Here is a 16,796-nt window from a genome sequence, read left to right on the forward strand (position 1 = left end):
CGTACATCGGGTTGATCGCCGCGCCCGGCAGGCCGAAGGCGGTATCGATGCCTTCGCGCTTCATAACTTCAACCGCGGCTTCTATTGCTCTCATTCTGGCCATTTGTAACCTCTACCTCTTGGATTCCTGGTCTGTCGTCAAAGGAAAAACAGCATGTCCCTTGGCTTTCTTGTTGTCGTTTTCGAATGTTGTTGCCGCTTTTTTCGGCGTCAGGCCTGCAGCAGGCCTGCGTAATCCAGCGTCAGCTGGCGCTCATCGTCGAACCAGTATTCGTCGCAGTTGGATTCGGCGGTGATCAGGTCAACGAGGACGAAGTCCTGGTCCGCCGACAATGCCAGCAGCGAGTGATGCCAGACGCCGGGGTGGTAGTTCACGCCCTGACGCCCGTTGCTGACGAACGCCCGGATGGAGCCCGCGTCTATCTGCTCGCCGGCCGGCGCCACCACCACCACGAACGGGCGCTGATCCTGCGGGATAAAGGCCTGGCTACCCAGTGGATGGCGCTCGAGCATGCGAATGCGCAAGGGCGACGGCAGTGGCTGGGAGCGCGCCAGACTGATGGAGGCGTAGCCTTCGGTGGCCTGTGCGAACACCCGCGCGGTGTCGTGAAAACGCTCTGTAGCCCCGTTATTGATCGGAAAATGGCGGCTGCCTTCCATCTCGATCACGTCACCGAAGGCGCTGAAGCCATCGCGGGACAGGGGTTCGATCTTAAGCTCTCGGTTCATGCTGCGGGTCCTCCAGCAGGTGTTCGGGCGATACCGCTGCTCTGTGTCGAGCGAGTCGGCGCCTCACCTGCATTGCTGTTGTTGTTGTTTCAGGCGTGTCCTTCACCCGGCGTTCGTAACCCTTGATTGAAATCGAGTCTATGACGATCCAGGGCTCGAGGCAATATTAAATTATCAAAAAATGTTTAAGTGAAAATAAAAAATCGGTTTGGGGTTTGCGGCGGTCCAGAGCTACCTGGTCAGGCCGGCAAGGGTCCTTCAACGGGCGGTCGAGTCGAGAGGGACCTCTGTCAGCGAAATATGGTTACAAATGTATACAAAAAATTACTTGAATGAACCCAATATTGTGTCATTTTATTGCTTGTTTTGAATACAAAATGAAAAGGAATTTTTATCTTGAAAATAACTGAAAAAGAAATATCATCTGGTTGAGGTCCTGGGAGTCCCGCCTGCAGATAGGGGCACCCGGTGGCCGTGAACAGCGAAGCGGTCGCATCGGGTCAGAGAGTACCGACACGGCCGAAATCGAATCCGCGGCCGGTGTCAGAGGCAGCGCCGGACCGAGGGACGACAGGTCTTCGCGTTCCAGGGGAAAACAATAAGAACTCGAATTGAGGTAGAGAAAATGGCAGACGCCAACTGCAATACCGATACTGTGAATCAGTGGGGCGATAACGCGCCCAGCTCGAAGGAGACGGCCGTGAAAAAGAAAGGCTTCGAGATGCCGCATATCTACGCCATCCTGTTCGTCTTCAGCGCCATCGCGGCGGTGCTGACCTACTTCGTGCCGGCCGGCGTTTATGATCGGGTCCCGGGGCCCAACGGTCGCGTCACTATCGATCCCGAGTCCTTCAGGATCATCGAATCCACCCCGGTCGGCCTGGTCGACTTCATGCTTGCGGTGCCCAAGGGTCTGATCGATGCCGGAGTGGTGGTGTTCTTTACCTTCATCATCGGCGGCATGTTCATGGTGCTGCGGCGGACCGGCATCATTGAAATCGGCGTCGACAAGCTGACGCGGCGCTTCGCCAACAACAGCATCCTGGTGGTTCCGGTGCTGATGGTGACCTTTGCGGTGATAGCGACGCTGATCGGCACCCAGGAGCTGGCACTTGTTTACGTTCCGGTGATTTTGCCGCTGATGATCGCGCTGCGCTTCGATTCGGTAACCGCCGCGGCGACCGCGCTCTGTGCCACGACCGCGGGCTTCACCGCGGGCGTGCTCAATCCCATCAATACGGGCCTGGGTCAGCAGCTGGCCGGCCTCGAGGTGTTCTCCGGTCTGGGGCTGCGTGCGCTGGCATTCGCCTGCATCCTGATTGTCGGCGTCGTGTACGTTATGCGCTACGCGCTGATGGTGCGACGCAACCCCGAGCTGAGCCTGATGAACGGCGACGCCAAGGAAGCGGATAAGCGCCAGCGCTATGTGCATAATGCGGAGGAAGGTGCGCTGACTGCGACCTCCCGGCAGAAGCTTGCGGCTGTCGCGACTTTCGGTTTCTTCGGGCTGCTGGTCTGGGGCGTACTGACCCAGGGCTGGTTCATGCTGGAAATGGCAGGCCTGTTCGTGATCATGGGCGTGGTGGTTGGCCTCATCGCCGGTCTCAAGACCGCCGATATCTGCGAGGGCTTCAATGAAGGCTTTCGGGATGTGCTGGTCGGCGCCATGATCTGCGGTATCGCCCGCGCCGTGGCGGTGGTGCTGGAAGAGGGCCAGATCATGGATACCCTGGTTTACGGCCTGGGCAACCTGGTGGGTGGCTTCCCGGCGATGCTCTCGGCGATCGGCATGTTCTTTTCGCAGCTCGGCTTCAACTTCGTTGTTCCGTCCGGCAGCGGCCAGGCGCTGGTCACCATGCCGATCATGGCACCGCTGTCCGATCTGGTTGGCGTAACCCGTCAGACGTCGGTCCTGGCTTACCAGTTGGGTGACGGCCTGGGTAACATTCTGTACCCGACCTCGGGCTACTTCATGGCTACCCTGGCGCTGGCCGGCGTATCCTGGAACAAGTGGGTGAAGTTCTTCCTGCCGCTGTTCGCGATTTGGGTCGGTATCGCCATGTGCTTCCTGATCTATGCCCAGGCGACCCAGTGGGTGGGCTGAGCCTATCGCTGCTGGCCGCTTTCTGCCGCGAATCCGGGACCGTGCTTTTCCCTTCGCGGCGGGGAAGTGCCCTTTGGGCATGCCGGCCCTGCTGATCCCTGTCCCCGCACCCCGCAAGGGTGCGGGGATCGGTCGTTTAGGCGGCAGGACTCTGTTACAGTTGACTGAAAATTAATTTTCGGTCAACGGAAGAGGAGGGCAGGATGAAGTTGCCAATCGAGGACCGGTTGCGGGAAATCTACGAGGAGCTGCCACGCAGCGAGCGGTTGCTGGCGGACATCATCATCGATTTCCCCGGCGATCTGGCAACCCATTCCATCTCCGAGCTGGTCGAGCGCGCCAATACCTCCAACGCCGCCGCGACCCGACTGATCAAGCGGCTGGGCTACAAGGATTTTCGCGAGATACGCAAGCAGGCGCGCGACGCCAAGGCCGAGGGCTCGCCGCGCTATCTGAATACCTTCGATCACCACTCCGGCGACTTCCAGAGCGAGATAAAGCAGCATGTCGACTGCGAGATGCAGAATCTGTTGCGCAGCTTCGAGAGCCTTAACGAAGACACGGTCCGCGAGATCACCGGTTGTATCGAAAAGGCACGCAATATCTGGGTCATCGGTTACGGCAACAGCTATATGCCGGCCATGTATCTGCGTCAGCAACTGGTGCAGCTGCGGCCCGGTGTCGAGATACTGCCACGCCCGGGACAGGCGATAGAAAAAGACCTGTCCGGCCTCACCGAGGGCGACCTGCTGGTAGTGGTGGGCTTTCGCCGCCGCAAGGAGGTCATCTACAAGCTGATGAAGTATGCCCAGGAGGTAGGCGCGGGGGTGCTTTACGTCACCGATCAGTCCGAAGACAAGACCTCCGGACTTGCCAACTGGACTCTGCGCTGCGTGGTCAGGAGTACCTCGCTGTTCGACTCCTATATCGCCGCTTTCAGCCTGCTCAATTATATCTGCGCCTCGGTATCGGACCGGCTGGGTCGAGCCGCATCGGACCGGCTGAGCAAGGCCGAGCGACTGCGCGATGTCTTCAGGTGTCCGGACTGATCCTGCAAGCGGATACGGCAGCGGGCAGCGGCCGAAGACCGGTTGCTCATCCTTTCACCGTATCGGTGGGCGCCGTAAGCGCCTGCTTCAGGGCGCGCCACTGTCCGGCGCCGATCACGCCGTCCGGTGCCAGCAGCCAGTAGGTATCCGGGGTTAGCATCTCTTCCTCGCCAAGTCTGACCAGGCATCCCTGAGCCAGGTCATCCGCGCACAGCGGCAACGATGCCAGTACCACCCCCAGCCCTTTTCTCGCGGCCGCCAGCGCCGCGCAGAGCGAGTCGAAACGGTAGCGGGGCACCGGTGTTGCCGGATCACCGGTTTGCCGCACCCATTCCTGCCACCCGGCGCGCGGACCCGAAACGGCAATGCGCGGCAGTTCACGCCAGTCAGTGCCGCTTTGCGCCAGCGTCTTCGACGCCACCGGGGCGATCCTTTCCTGGTACAGCGGTGCCTTGAACCGGTAGGCCCAGTCCCCGGTACCATAGCGTACCCGCAGCACGTCCTCCTGCAGCGCGGCATCGGCCGAGAGTACCATCGTTCTGAAGGTGTACTGGGTGCTGTCGGCCGCCGCCAGCTGCGACAGCCGCTGCGTGATCCAGAGTTCGATGACCGTAGCACTTGCCGATAGCACCAGCTGGTTGCGCTTCATGCCGAAAAGCTGTTCCGAACTTTGCTGCAGCGTGCGCAGCGCGCTGCTGACATAGGGCAGCCAGGTCTCGCCGTCGACAGTCAGTACCACGCCCCGGGCGCCCCGCAGGAACAGCTGGGTGCCGAGCCTGCGTTCGAGGTTGCCGATGCGCTGGCTGATCGCGGACTGGGTCAGTCCGGTTTCCTGAGCCGCGGCGGAAAAGCTGCCGGTGCGTCCGGCGGCCTCGAAGGCGCGGACCCACTCCAGCGGAAGATTGTCCAGTGATGAGCGAGGTATTAGCAAAACGGAGTCTCAGTTGGCAAAAGTCTAATTTGTAATGATGGAGGCTGCGGCGAAAAATGGCATCTCTTTTATTCGATTCCACGAGGATCTCATGTCCAGCGTTTCAATACTCGAACAGGGGCGCTCGCTGTCGCTTCAGCTGGGCGGCAGCACGACCCGCTTCCATGCCGTGTGGCTGCGTGATAACGCCCAGGATGTCGACACCCGCTGTCCCGGCAACGGCCAGCGGCTGATCACCCTGCAGGATATCCCGGCGTACACCCGCATCCTTGCGGCAAGTATCAAGGGCCGGGTGCTGTCGCTGATGTTCGCACCGGAGGCCAAACAGGTCGATTACGACATCGACTGGCTGCTGGCCCATGCCTATGACCGTGACCATTCCCGGGCGCCGGGATGGCTGGGGCCGGAGCTGGAGACCTGGGACTCGGCAATGGCGGGCCTGGTGCCCAGCGCGGACTTTGCGGGCGTGGCGGCCAATCCGCAAGCGCTGCGCGTCTGGCTCGGCCAGCTGGCGCGTTTCGGCGTTGCCAGGCTGGAGAAGGGGCCGGTAGAAGATCGGTCCCTGTTTCGGGTGGTGGATCTGTTCGGATACGTGCGCGAGACCAACTATGGTCGCCATTTCGAGGTTCGCAGCGAGGTCAATCCGACCAGCCTGGCCTACACCAGCCTGGGACTGCAGGCGCATACCGACAACCCCTACCGGGACCCGGTGCCGACGCTTCAGGTGCTTTATTGCCTGGAGAACTCCGCGGACGGCGGTGACAGCCTCGTGGTCGACGGCTTCCGTGCGGCGTTGCGATTGCGCGAGGAGTCGCCGGAGGGCTTCGAGCTGCTGTCCCGCTGCTGCGCCCGGTTCGAATACCGGGGCGAGGATGGTGTCATTCTGCGTGCCCGCCGGCCGATGATCGAACTGGATCCCGACGGGCGTCTGATCGCGGTGCGTTTCAACAATCGATCCGCCGCCGCCATCACCGATGTGCCCTACGACCGGATGGAGGCCTACTATGCGGCCTATCGGCGCCTCGGTGAAATCGTCGACGACCCGGCGATGGCGGTCAGCTTTCGCCTGGAGCCGGGTGAGTGCTTCGTCGTCGACAACACCCGCGTGATGCATGCCCGGACCGCGTTTTCCGGCGCCGGCCTGCGCAGGTTCCAGGGCTGCTACGCCGACAAGGACGCAATGTTGTCGCGGCTTGCGGCGCTGGAGGAAAAACTGGCGCTGGAGGGAGCGGCATGAAAACCGAACCAGCTGCTTTGACGTCTGCCAATATCGTCGCCTTTATCAGCGGTATTTTCGATCGCAGTCACGATGCCTACCTGGGCGAGCAGGTGACGATGCCCCAGCACATGCTGCAGGGCGCAACCATCGCGCAGGAGCAGGGCATGGCCGATGAGGTTGTTGTCGGCGCGCTGTTGCACGATATCGGCCACTTTGCCCCGGAGTTCGGCACCTTCGCGATGTCGGACACCCGGGACCGCTATCACGAACAGCTGGGTGCGCGCTTGCTATCGGACTTTTTCCCCCGGGTGATCCTTGACTGCGTTCGCTACCACGTCGCTGCGAAGCGTTATCTCTGCGCGACCCGACCCGAGTATTTCTCGCGCCTGTCCGAGGCTTCGGTGCATTCGCTGAAGCTACAGGGCGGCCCGATGAGCGATGAAGAGGTTGCCGAATTCGAGCGCTTGCCCCATCTCGAGGCGATTATCCAGGTCCGCTACCTCGACGAAGCCGGCAAGGACCCGAAAATGACGACGCCCGATTTTGCGCACTTCGCGCCACTGGTCCAGCAATTTGTCAACTTGCACTCTGGAGAACACCGATGAACCAGCCGCAATACATCTTTGACGCCGATACCAAGCCTTCACTGCCCTGGCACGAGGTGCCGCTGATCCGGGCCACGGACAGTTCGGTCAAGGGCTACGGTTGCCTGGTCGACGATCCGGACAGCTTCGAGATCGAAATCACCCGCTGGCCTCAGCAGGGCTGGCGTCCGGTGGACGAGGGCACCGGCGACGAAGGCGGCTGGGTCGAGGGGATTTTCCGCGGCGAGTGGAAGGGCGACGTGCTGTACGGGGAAAACGAGGCGGTATCCGGTCATTACGTGCTCGGCTGGTCGGCCGACCCGCAAATTGCACAGACGCGGCGGCAGACCTCACCGCGTAATCAGGTGCTGCTGTGGCACATGAACTATCACCCGGACGGTGGTCAGCTGTTCTATCCGCTGGACCGCAAGCCATTCATCGTGCCGGTGGCGCTGCCGGGCGACGACCTGAAGCCGGAGAAGGTGGTGGCATTCTGGTGCGACGGCAGCCGCGGGCTCTATATCCACGCCGGCGTCTGGCACGAAGGTATCTTCCCGGTCGAGGACGAGCAGCGCTTTCTGGACCGCCAGGGTCGTGTTCACGCCCGCGTCAGCGCCGATATCGGCAAGGAATACGGCGTTTACCTGTCCTGTCCATTGGTTGAGGAGAAAGTCAGGGGCCTGTAACTCTTCGTGGCGGGGAAGTGCCCGTAAGTTTGGGTACGCGGCTCCTGCGATATTGACCCGGGGGTGCCAGCCATAGGAGCCCAGTCCTCTGGGCCAACCCCGTGCCATTCGCTCGCGGAGCGAGCTCCTACAAAAGCGAACCGGGACAGGCCAGCTGTAGGCCCGCCGCCCCGGTGTCAATCGCTGCCCTGTGCCGGCCATATTCGCCGTGGGGCGGGGCCACAATACGCCGCTCCTGCAATCGGGTGGGCGGGCTCTGGATGCTGCCCGTATACCGTTCCGCTTGATGGGTTTACTCGACAAGGGTGTCTTTTCTGTAGCGGAACGGGTGGGCAGGGTAGGTACCCATGATACGCACATTCTTGGCGAAAAAGCCCAGTTCCTGCAGCGCGTACTGCATCGAGCGCTGTTCCGGATGGCCCTCGACGTCGAGGTGGAAGCTGGTCGCCTGCATGGTGTCGGAGGCCATGTAGCTTTCGAGTTTCACCGCGTTGACGCCGTTGGTGGCGAAGCCGCCGAGCGCCTTGTAGAGCGCCGCAGGCAGGTTGCGCACCTCGAACATGATCGAGGTCATGTAGGTGATCGCGGGGTCGAAGGTCGGTACGTGGCTGTCCTTCGACAGAATCAGAAAGCGGGTGGTGTTGCCGCTTTTGTCCTGGAAGTTCTCGCGCAGAATATCGAGCCCGTAGAGCTCGGCGGCGAGGCTGGAGGCGATGGCGGCGCGGGCCCTGTCGGGGCTCTGCGCCAGTTCGGCGGCGGAGCCTGCGGTATCGAGACTGGCGATCGGCTCGATACCGAGTTCCTTGATATGGCCGTCGCACTGCGCCAGCGCCTGGGGGTGGGATGCGACGTAACGGATATCGTCGAGTTTGCTGCCTGGGATGCCGAGCAGGCAGTGGTTCACCGGCTCGAAGTGCTCGCCGATGATATGCAGTTCGGTTTTCGGCATCAGCCGGTAAATTTCCTCGACGCGGCCGGCGGTGGAGTTTTCCAGCGGAATCATCGCCACGCTGGCGTCGCCCCGCACGACCATGAACATCGCTTCACTAAAGGTCTCGCACGGAAAGGCCTCCATCTCCGGATGAACCCGGACGCAGGACAGATGCGAGTAAGCACCCTTGTGACCCTGAAATGCGATGATCTTGTTGCTCATGATGACGATGTCCAACCTTGGAATAGCTGATTGACGAAATGGGCGAATATTATGGCACAGCCCCCGGCGGCGGCATACCGGACCGCGGTAGACAAATCGCTGCACTTTGGTAAGGTCGCGCTTTCGCTGATCAGAAAAAGCCAACCATGACCCCGCAACGCAAGGCCCGCTTGCTGGCGACCCTCAACCGTCGCCAGCCCGACCTGACGCTGATCGCCGAGCAGGTCCACAAGTCCCGGAACATCGCCGCGCTGGTGCGCAACTGCGACGCCGTGGGGATTGCCCGGATGCATATAGTGGCGCCAAAAGAGGGCTATCGGGACTACAGCGGTACCGCGCTTGGCAGTGATCGCTGGGTGCGGCGCCATGTCCACGAGGATGTGGAGCATGCGGTCGCGACGGCGCGGGGGCAGGGCATGAAGGTCTACGCCGCCCACTTTTCCGATCGCGCCCGGGACTACCGCGAGGTCGATTACCGTATCCCCTGTGCGCTGCTGATGGGGGCTGAGAAACAGGGCATCAGCACGCGGGCGGCGGAGCTCGCGGACGAGCACGTAAGCATTCCGATGATGGGTATGGTGAGTTCGTTCAATGTGTCCACCGCCGCCGGGATCATCCTGGTCGAAGCGCAGCACCAGCGCCTGCAGGCCGGGTTCTACGACCAGCCGCGCCTGCCGCGGGACGAGATCCGTCGCACCCTTTTCGAGTGGGGGCAGCGGGAGGTTGCCCGTTTCTGCCGCCAGCGGGGACTCGCCTATCCGCCGCTCGGCGACGACGGCGAAATAATCGACGCCCCGGGCTGGTATGCCTCGGTGCGTGACGGCACCGCGCCGGCGCAAGTCTGGCCCAACGATGAATGGCTGTAACCTTTGCAGCGTCACAGGGATCGGCGATAATCGCGATCTGTCCGGACCGCCCGATGTGGCGGCGTTTCACTGTCAGTCGAGTCTTCCATGAGCCAAGCCATTTCCACCCTGCAGGATCGTTTCGAGCGGCTGCGCGCCAACAAGGCGTTCGAAGCCGTCGTTATCGCCATAATCGTCATTTCGGCACTGCTGATCGGCGCCAAGACCTATGAGGAAACCAATCGCTTCGAGCAGGCGCTGCTGATCGCCGACATGGCCGTGACGGCGTTTTTCCTGGTCGAGATTCTGATTCGCATGGCGGCCGAACGTCGCTTTCTGGACTTCTTCAAAAAGGGCTGGAACGTCTTCGATTTCGTGATCGTGGTGGCCAGCCTGGTGCCGCTGCAGGAAGGTGAAATGGTGCTGCTGGCGCGCCTTTTGCGGATCTTCCGCGTGCTGCGACTGGTGTCGATGATTCCTGAGCTGCGGCTGCTGGTCACGGCCCTGTTCAAGGCGATTCCGCGTATGGGCTACGTCGCCTTGCTGATGTTTATCATCTTCTACATCTATGGTGCTGTCGGCAGCTTTTTGTTCCACGGCGTCGACGAGAAGCTCTGGGGCAATATCGCGGTGTCGATGCTGACGCTGTTCCAGGTCGCGACCTTCGAAAGCTGGGCCACCGCGGTGCTGTACCCGGCAATGGAGCACTTTCCTTACGCCTGGATCTATTTCATCAGCTTTATCTTCCTCAACGCCTTCGTGTTCCTCAACATGATGATCGGTATCGTGCTCGACGTCATGCAGAAGGAAAGCGTGCAGATGGAACTCGAGAGCGGCGAAGGGGAGGCCGCCGAGCTGCATGGTCTGCGTGACGACGTGCGTCAGCTGCGCGAGCAGCTCGATCGCATGGAGACGTTGCTGGCCAAGCGCGGCTAATACGCCACAACGCCCTCTGCACGCGGTGCCCCGGCCCGGGCGGCCGGGCCGTGCGTCGTCCCGCAACTGACCGCTCAGGCGCTGACCTGCGCCGGCGTCTCCGTCACCGTCTCGCTCCAGTAACAGGACTCGCCAATCGCCTCGATCAGGCGTGCCATGTCGGCCGGCTGGATATCGCCGATATTGCCGATGCGGAAGCAATCGGCGTCCGACACCTTGCCCGGATAGATGACAAAGCCGCGGGCCTTGAGCAGCGCGTAGAAGCGCTTGAAGCTGTAGTCCGGGGACTCCGGGCTGTAGAAGGAGGTGATGATCGGGGACATCCGGGCGTCGTCCAGCAGGGTCCTGAAGCCCAGTCGGCGCATGCCCTCGACCAGGGTCCGGTGGTTGTCGCGGTAACGCGCGGCGCGAGCCGCGATCCCGCCTTCCTCATCCAGTTCGTTCAGTGCCTGGGCAAAGGCGCGTACCACGTGCGTCGGCGAGGTGAAGCGCCACTTGCCGTTGTTGTCTTCCATGCATGCCCACTGGTCATGCAGATCGAGGCTCAGCGAACGGGCACGGCCCCCGATCTCCGCCATGCGCTCGCGACGGGCGATAACGAAACCGAAGCCCGGCACGCCCTGGATGCATTTGTTGGCGCTGCTGATCAGGAAATCGATCTGCAGTGCGTCGATGTCCATCTCGATGCCGCCGAAGCTGCTCATGGCATCGACGATGAAGACCTTGCCGGCGGCCCTGGCAATCCGGCCCACCTGCTCGATCGGATTGAGCATCCCGGTGGTGGTTTCGCAGTGCACAACGGCGACGTGGGTGATGGCGGGATCCTCGGCCAGCAGGCGCTGCAATGCCACCAGATCCGCGGACGCTGTTTCACCGGCGTCGATCAGGTGGTGGGGAATGCGAAGGTACTGCGCGATCTGGGCAATGCGCCGGCCGTAGACGCCGTTGGCGACAACCGCCAGCTTGCCGTCTTCCGGGATCACCGAGCCGATGACCGATTCGACGCTGGCGGTGCCGCTGCCCTGCATCAGCACCGAGGTGTAGCCGGGGGCGGACGTGGCGAGTTCCACTAGGCGGGCGCGGACCTGCTGCACGACGTTGTTGTAGTCGTCGTCCCAGGTGCAGGCATCGGTCATCATCCTGCGCTTGACGCTGGCGGTGGTGGTCAGCGGGCCGGGCGTCAGCAGCAGGTAGGGGCTTTCGGGTAGTGCGATCGGCGTCATGTTTTCACCCTCGGAAGTTGGTGCCGGCGGGCCGGCGGATCGGTTTTGCGCTTCGGGAATATTTGTAATAACTTCTGAGACGTCGAACAAATCGATATTTCGTATTCTTGTCATAGGAACTTTCGATGAATTACGCGCAGCTCCGGGCCTTTCACGCCGTCGCCAGCCAGGGCAGTTACACCAAGGCGGCGGAAATGCTGCATGTGACCCAGCCGACACTGTCCGATCACGTCAAATCGCTCGAGGAGCGTTACGGCGTCAAGCTGTTCCGGCGACAAGGGCGTGGCGTGGTGCTCACCGGGCTCGGCCGTGCGCTGCTGGAGATCACGCGTCGCCAGTCCTACCTCGAGGCGGAAGCGGAGCAGCTGCTGTCACGCGCCCAGGGCCTGGTGACCGGCAAGATCAGCGTGACCGCGGACAGTCCCTACCTGGTGGTGCCGCTGCTGGGTGACTTCTACCGCCGCTACCCCGGCATCGAGCTGACGGTACAGTTCGGCAACAGCGAGCGCGTACTGCAGGACCTGTACGAGCTGCGCGCCGATATCGGCCTGATGCCGGAATCCATCGACGACAGCCGGCTGCATGCGCTGGCGTACCGCAAGGACCAGATCGTCATCCTGGTGCCGCGCGGCCACGAGTGGGCGCGACGCAGCAGCATCCATTTCGAGGAGCTCAACGAGCGCAGGCTGATCTTGCGGGAAAAGGGATCCAATACCCGGGCAATTTTCGAACAGGCGATGCGCCGGCACGACATCCGCGCCGGCACGATACTGGAAATCGGCAGTCGAGAAGGCGTGCGCGAGGCGGTCGCGGCGGGCCTCGGCATCGGCCTTATCTCCGACAGCGAGGTAGGTAACGACAGCCGCCTTCATCCCATCAGAATACGGGATGCAGCGCTCAACCTGACCGAGTACTTCGTGTGCCTGCGGGAGGCCTATCCCATGCCGGCGGTGCGTGCCTTTTTCGAGCTCGTCGAGACGCGGGTGAATGCTCCGGCCGGAGGCTTGTGATAGGCTGGCGGACCCCTTTCCGGTTATTGGATCCAATAGGCGCGCCATGTTCGAGTCCGTTTCGCTGCAGTTACTGCTGATACTGCTGGTCAGCTTTGGCCTGGCCGGTTTCATCAAGGGGTTGGCGGGCTTCGGCATGCCGCTGGTGGCGGTGCCCGCCACGACACTGATGGCCGGTGTGCCGGTGACCACCGCGATGGCCTGGAGCCTGGTGCCGATCATGGCGACCAACCTGCTGCAGGCGATTCAGGGGCGGATGCATCTGGCGGTGTTGCGCAGGCTTTGGCCGCTGTTCGCCGGGCTGCTGCTGACGCTGATGCTGTCGACCCGGTTGCTGGCCGAAATCAGCTCGCAGTTGCTGTCCGGGCTGGTCGGCATGATGCTGCTGTTCTCGGTTGCCGCCCAGCTGCTGCGGCCGAAACCGGTCAAGGTCCGCTGGCAGCCGTTGTATCTTGGGGCCAGCGGCGTGATCAGCGGGGCGTTGGGGGGCGTAACGTCCTTTTTCAGCTTTCCGGCGCTGCAGTCGATGCTGTCGGTGGGTATCGGCAAGGATGAGTTCATCTTCGCCGCCAGCCTGCTGCTGATGTCGGGCAGCCTGGTGATCGGCTCGGCGCTCGGCAGTCACGGTCTGATGGTCGGCCGTGATCTGCTGGTGTCGGCGGCGGTCCTGCTTCCGGCCCTGGCCGGTCTGTGGCTCGGCCAGAGGGCCCGCAGTCGCGTTTCGGTGCAGAGCTTCCGGCGCATCGTGCTGCTGGTGCTGCTGGCGACCGGACTCGGCATGATGGCCAACAGCTGGCTGTAAAGGCGAGGCACTGCCGTGTCCACGGAGCGCTGGCGCGGGCGTCATTCGACCTGTCCGGCCACTCGAACATTTCCCGCTAATTCGCGAAGAACCATAAAAAAGGGCGACCGGTGGTCGCCCCAAGGGAGCTACGAACCGGATGCGAGGCCGGTTGCGCAGTGCCGGTGACGGGACGGGGCGCCACCGGGGTAGACGGTCAAGGGCGTACAGCGCCAGGCGCAGGGCGCGGATCACCGCGCGTCCTCTGACTCACCACTGACCGATCACCTGGGCAGCGAGGAAGTCTTAAGGTTGGTGTAGTGCTTCATCGCCTCTAGCACGCCTTCCTTGTAACCCAACCCCGAATCCTTGATGCCGCCGGCTTGGGGGGACGCACATTTCGATGCGTGCCTGTTCAAACGCTGCTCTTACCAGGGCAACGAATAGGTTTTCAGGTTGGTGTAGTGCTTCATCGCCTCCAGCACGCCTTCCTTGTAACCCAGCCCCGAGTCCTTGATACCTCCGAACGGAGACATTTCGATCCGGTAGCCCGGTACTTCCCAGACGTTGACGGTGCCGACCTCCAGGCCCTCGATGAAGCGGGTGATGTACTTAAGATTGTCGGTGCAGACGCCGGACGAGAGGCCGTAGGCCGTCGAATTGGAGATGCGGATCACCGCCTCGATGTCGTTCGGGCAGCGGATAATCGGGATCACCGGGCCGAAGGTTTCCTGCAGCACCACTTCGGCTTCGGGGGCGACCCGGTCGATCACGGTCGGACAGTAGAGGGCGCCTTCGCGCTGGTGACCGTGCTTGAGCTCGGCGCCGGCGGCGATGGCGTCGTCGACACGGCGCTGAAACAGCCGCGCGGCTTCCTCGTCGATCACCGTGCCCATATCGCTGTCCGGCGACATCGGATCGCCGCAGCGTATCGCCCTGGCTTTGTCGGTGACCAGCTCGACGAAGCGGTCGGCGACCGACTCGACTACCAGGATGCGCTTGACCGCGGTGCAGCGCTGGCCGGAGTTCTTGGTGGCGCCATTGACCGCCAGGGTGGCGGCGCGCTCGAGATCCGCGTCCTCCATCACGATCAGCGGGTCGTTGCCGCCGAGCTCGAGCAGCTGGCGCTTGTAGGCGGCCTTGGCGGCGATGTACTTGCCGATCGACACGCCGCCGGTGAAGGTGATCATGTCGGAGTATTCGCTGGTGAGCATCTCGTCGCAGATCTCGGCGGGATCGCCGGTGATGACCGAAAACATCTCCGGCGGCAGGCCGGCTTCGTACAGCAGGTCGGCGAGCAGCAGCGCGGTCAGCGGCGTCTTTTCCGAGGGTTTCAGCACCATGCAGTTGTTGGTGGCGATGGACGGCGCGATCTTGTGCGCTACCTGGTTCAGCGGGTGGTTGAATGGCGTGATGGCGGCGATGGCGCGCAGCGGCGCGCGGGTGGTGTAGATCTTGCGCTTCTGGCCGTTGGGGGTGATATCGCAGGAGAACACCTCGGCATCGTCTTGCAGGCACAGCAGGCCCGACAGCATGAAAACGTCGTAGGCGCGTGTGACCTCGTAGCGCGAGTCCTTCTTGCTGATGCCGGCCTCGAGGGTGATCAGGTCGGAGATATCCTCCTGGTGCGCCAGCAGCAGTTCGGCGGTGCGCTGCAGGATGCGGTGGCGGTCGTAGCGGGTCAGCGTCGGCTGGTAGGCCGCGGCGGTGCGAAAGGCGGCGCGCACGTCGTCGAGCGTGGCCTTGGGCACGGTGCCGACCAGTTCGCCGGTGAAGGGATAGCGCACTTCGATGCGGCGCTGGTTGTCGACGCGGCGACCGGCGATGCGCAGCGTTTCGTGACGCACGTTTATCGTTGTCATGGTTGCGGACTCCTTGGCGGCCGCCCCGGGGCGGCCGCGGTGATGGCGAATGGAACCTCAGGCGTTCAGCGCCGCGAAGTAAATATCGAAATTGCGCAGCCGGTTGCTGTCCCAGTCGATCTGGCGGTTGAGCAGGAAGGGCACGCGCTGCTCGGACAGACCGCCGTGGGAGCGCAGCGGCACGTCGAGACCGGACAGGTCATGCTGATCGGGGCTGCTGCCGAGCGCCCAGCCGGCGCGCGAGACGATCACCAGGTCGCCGATACGGTCCGCGGGCAGTTCGAAGAGGTCGGCGGCCTCGTCGCGGCGGTAGACCGTCTCGATGCCGGCGTATTCCCTGAGCGCGGGGATGACGCGCTCGGCATCCGCCGGGTTGTCGAGGTAGACGGTGGCGAAGCCGCCAAGCGCGCCGTGGTGCACGACATAGGGGTCGGTGATCGGCAGGATCACGCGGCTGCCTGCCTCGCCGAGCAGGGCGTCGAGCTCGCGCTGCAGGTAGAGCACCTCGGGCCGGCCCTCGTCGTTGTGCTTGGCCTTCATGCCATGGTCGGCGGTGACGCCGATGATGGCCCCCATCTCGTGCAGCTGCGCCAGGTAGCGGTCCATCATGGCGTAGAAGGCATTGGCTTCCGGTGTGCCGGGGGCGTGCTTGTGCTGGATGTAGTCGGTAGTCGAGAGGTACATGACGTCGGGGCGCTCCTGGGCCATCAGCTCGACGCCGGCGGCAAACACGAACTCTGAGAGGTCGGCCGAGTAGACCGACGGCACCGGCAGGCCGACACGGTCGAGGATGTTGTCGATACCGTTGTCGGCGACGCTGACGTCGTCGGCCTTCTCGGCGGAGAAGGCGATGGCGTTGCCGCGGCTGAAGTCCAGACCGTTGCCGAGCAGTTTGCGCAGTTTGTCCTTGGCGGTGATCACGGCGACGCTGGCGCCCTCGCGCTGCAGTGCGGCGAACAGGGTCGGCGCGCGCAGGTACTTCGGATCGTTCATCATCACTTCCTGATTCTGCTCTGTATCGAGGAAGAAGTTGCCGCAGATGCCGTGGACCTTCGGCGGCACGCCGGTGACGATGGACAGGTTGTTGGGGTTGGTGAAGCTCGGCACCACCGAGTAGGCGGTGCGGTAGGTACCGGTTTTCATCATCGATTCGAAGAAGGGGGCACAGCCCGCCTCGACGGCACGCTCGATGTAACCGCCGTTATCGCAGCCGTCATAGGCAGGTTCCGAGCCATCAATGCAGACCACTACCACCGGCGCCCGGGTGGGCAGGTGGTACTGGCGGCCGTTAACGTCGAAGGATTTGTCGCTCATATCGTTGTCTCCCTGTGCTGCGTCTTTGCTTTAGCGTGATGGTGTCGAACACGGAATTCACTGTAACCGGCGGCAAGGTATCGAACCAATCGTTAGTACGTATTTTTGGTATAGGTATGGTCGATGTAATGTCGGGCAGCGACCCCTATATTCCGCGACAGCTCAGCATAGGGACGGTTGCCACGAGGCCATAGGGCCAGTTCTGGTCCCGATCTGGGCCCTGGCTGGGGCTCGAGGGACAGATCGCAAAAATGCAAAAGGACGTCCAGGGACGTCCTTTTGCGGTTGGCGTCAGAGGCTGTCACTAAGCGACGCCGCACGACGATGGCGAACTAAAGTCGGTGCTGGATGCCCGTCGATAAAGCATCAG

The 16,796-nt window shown here is 62.6% G+C and carries 15 protein-coding genes; 9 read left to right on the forward strand and 6 right to left on the reverse strand.

Annotated features, from left to right (window positions below; genetic code table 11):
- Positions 1-210: 210 nt before the first annotated feature.
- Positions 211-729 (reverse strand): ureidoglycolate lyase, encoded by a 519-nt coding sequence (locus tag IEX85_RS00010; RefSeq protein ID WP_188857176.1) that lies wholly within the window; start codon positions 727-729, stop codon positions 211-213.
- A gap of 700 nt (positions 730-1,429) precedes the next feature.
- Here IEX85_RS00010 and IEX85_RS00015 point away from each other — a divergent pair.
- Complete coding sequence (locus IEX85_RS00015; RefSeq protein ID WP_229721716.1) at positions 1,430-2,833, forward strand: YfcC family protein; 1,404 nt, start codon at positions 1,430-1,432, stop codon at positions 2,831-2,833.
- 203 nt (positions 2,834-3,036) lie between these two features.
- Positions 3,037-3,882: a MurR/RpiR family transcriptional regulator gene (locus IEX85_RS00020; protein WP_188857178.1), complete on the forward strand. Its 846-nt coding sequence runs from the start codon at positions 3,037-3,039 to the stop codon at positions 3,880-3,882.
- Positions 3,883-3,928: 46 nt separating this feature from the next.
- Here the strand turns inward: IEX85_RS00020 and IEX85_RS00025 are convergent, their stop codons facing one another.
- Positions 3,929-4,813, reverse strand: coding sequence for a LysR family transcriptional regulator (locus IEX85_RS00025; protein WP_229721717.1), 885 nt, complete (start codon positions 4,811-4,813; stop codon positions 3,929-3,931).
- 91 nt (positions 4,814-4,904) lie between these two features.
- Between IEX85_RS00025 and tmpA the strand changes: the two genes are divergently transcribed.
- Genes tmpA through IEX85_RS00040 form a run of 3 tightly spaced genes read left to right on the forward strand, consistent with a single transcriptional unit; the run spans position 4,905 to position 7,302 of the window.
- The gene (tmpA, locus tag IEX85_RS00030) at positions 4,905-6,050 is read left to right on the forward strand and encodes a 2-trimethylaminoethylphosphonate dioxygenase (protein ID WP_188857180.1); all 1,146 of its coding nucleotides are present in this window, start codon (positions 4,905-4,907) and stop codon (positions 6,048-6,050) included.
- The gene (tmpB, locus tag IEX85_RS00035; protein WP_188857181.1) at positions 6,047-6,637 is read left to right on the forward strand and encodes a (R)-1-hydroxy-2-trimethylaminoethylphosphonate oxygenase; all 591 of its coding nucleotides are present in this window, start codon (positions 6,047-6,049) and stop codon (positions 6,635-6,637) included. The genes tmpA and tmpB overlap by 4 nt, the downstream gene beginning before the upstream one ends.
- Positions 6,634-7,302 carry an ureidoglycolate lyase gene (locus IEX85_RS00040; RefSeq protein ID WP_188857182.1) on the forward strand — a complete coding sequence of 223 codons (669 nt, stop codon included), beginning with the start codon at positions 6,634-6,636 and terminating at the stop codon, positions 7,300-7,302. Before tmpB ends, IEX85_RS00040 begins: the two co-directional genes overlap by 4 nt.
- 292 nt (positions 7,303-7,594) lie before the next feature.
- Here IEX85_RS00040 and IEX85_RS00045 read toward each other — a convergent pair whose 3' ends face one another.
- A complete protein-coding gene (locus tag IEX85_RS00045; protein WP_188857183.1) occupies positions 7,595-8,455 on the reverse strand; it encodes a prephenate dehydratase in 861 nt (286 codons plus the stop codon).
- A 146-nt stretch (positions 8,456-8,601) separates the two neighbouring features.
- On the opposite strand from IEX85_RS00045, the gene trmH reads away from it, so the two are divergent.
- Both trmH and IEX85_RS00055 read left to right on the forward strand, forming a co-directional pair.
- Positions 8,602-9,321 carry a tRNA (guanosine(18)-2'-O)-methyltransferase TrmH gene (gene trmH / locus IEX85_RS00050; protein ID WP_188857184.1) on the forward strand — a complete coding sequence of 240 codons (720 nt, stop codon included), beginning with the start codon at positions 8,602-8,604 and terminating at the stop codon, positions 9,319-9,321.
- A gap of 87 nt (positions 9,322-9,408) precedes the next feature.
- Positions 9,409-10,236 (forward strand): ion transporter, encoded by an 828-nt coding sequence (locus IEX85_RS00055; protein ID WP_188857186.1) that lies wholly within the window; start codon positions 9,409-9,411, stop codon positions 10,234-10,236.
- A 74-nt stretch (positions 10,237-10,310) separates the two neighbouring features.
- On the opposite strand, the gene phnW is transcribed toward IEX85_RS00055, so the two are convergent.
- Positions 10,311-11,459 carry a 2-aminoethylphosphonate--pyruvate transaminase gene (gene phnW / locus IEX85_RS00060; RefSeq protein WP_188857188.1) on the reverse strand — a complete coding sequence of 383 codons (1,149 nt, stop codon included), beginning with the start codon at positions 11,457-11,459 and terminating at the stop codon, positions 10,311-10,313.
- Between the two features lie 125 nt (positions 11,460-11,584).
- Between phnW and IEX85_RS00065 the strand changes: the two genes are divergently transcribed.
- Together IEX85_RS00065 and IEX85_RS00070 are read left to right on the forward strand one after the other, a co-directional pair.
- The gene (locus IEX85_RS00065) at positions 11,585-12,469 is read left to right on the forward strand and encodes a LysR substrate-binding domain-containing protein (protein WP_188857189.1); all 885 of its coding nucleotides are present in this window, start codon (positions 11,585-11,587) and stop codon (positions 12,467-12,469) included.
- A 46-nt stretch (positions 12,470-12,515) separates the two neighbouring features.
- Positions 12,516-13,271: a sulfite exporter TauE/SafE family protein gene (locus tag IEX85_RS00070; protein ID WP_188857191.1), complete on the forward strand. Its 756-nt coding sequence runs from the start codon at positions 12,516-12,518 to the stop codon at positions 13,269-13,271.
- A gap of 407 nt (positions 13,272-13,678) precedes the next feature.
- Here IEX85_RS00070 and phnY read toward each other — a convergent pair whose 3' ends face one another.
- The gene (phnY, locus tag IEX85_RS00075) at positions 13,679-15,112 is read right to left on the reverse strand and encodes a phosphonoacetaldehyde dehydrogenase (RefSeq protein ID WP_188857192.1); all 1,434 of its coding nucleotides are present in this window, start codon (positions 15,110-15,112) and stop codon (positions 13,679-13,681) included.
- A gap of 57 nt (positions 15,113-15,169) precedes the next feature.
- Positions 15,170-16,426: a phosphonoacetate hydrolase gene (phnA, locus tag IEX85_RS00080; protein ID WP_188857194.1), complete on the reverse strand. Its 1,257-nt coding sequence runs from the start codon at positions 16,424-16,426 to the stop codon at positions 15,170-15,172.
- Positions 16,427-16,796 lie beyond the last annotated feature (370 nt).

The organism is Marinobacterium nitratireducens (assembly GCF_014645375.1).
Lineage (GTDB): Bacteria > Pseudomonadota > Gammaproteobacteria > Pseudomonadales > Balneatricaceae > Marinobacterium_A > Marinobacterium_A nitratireducens.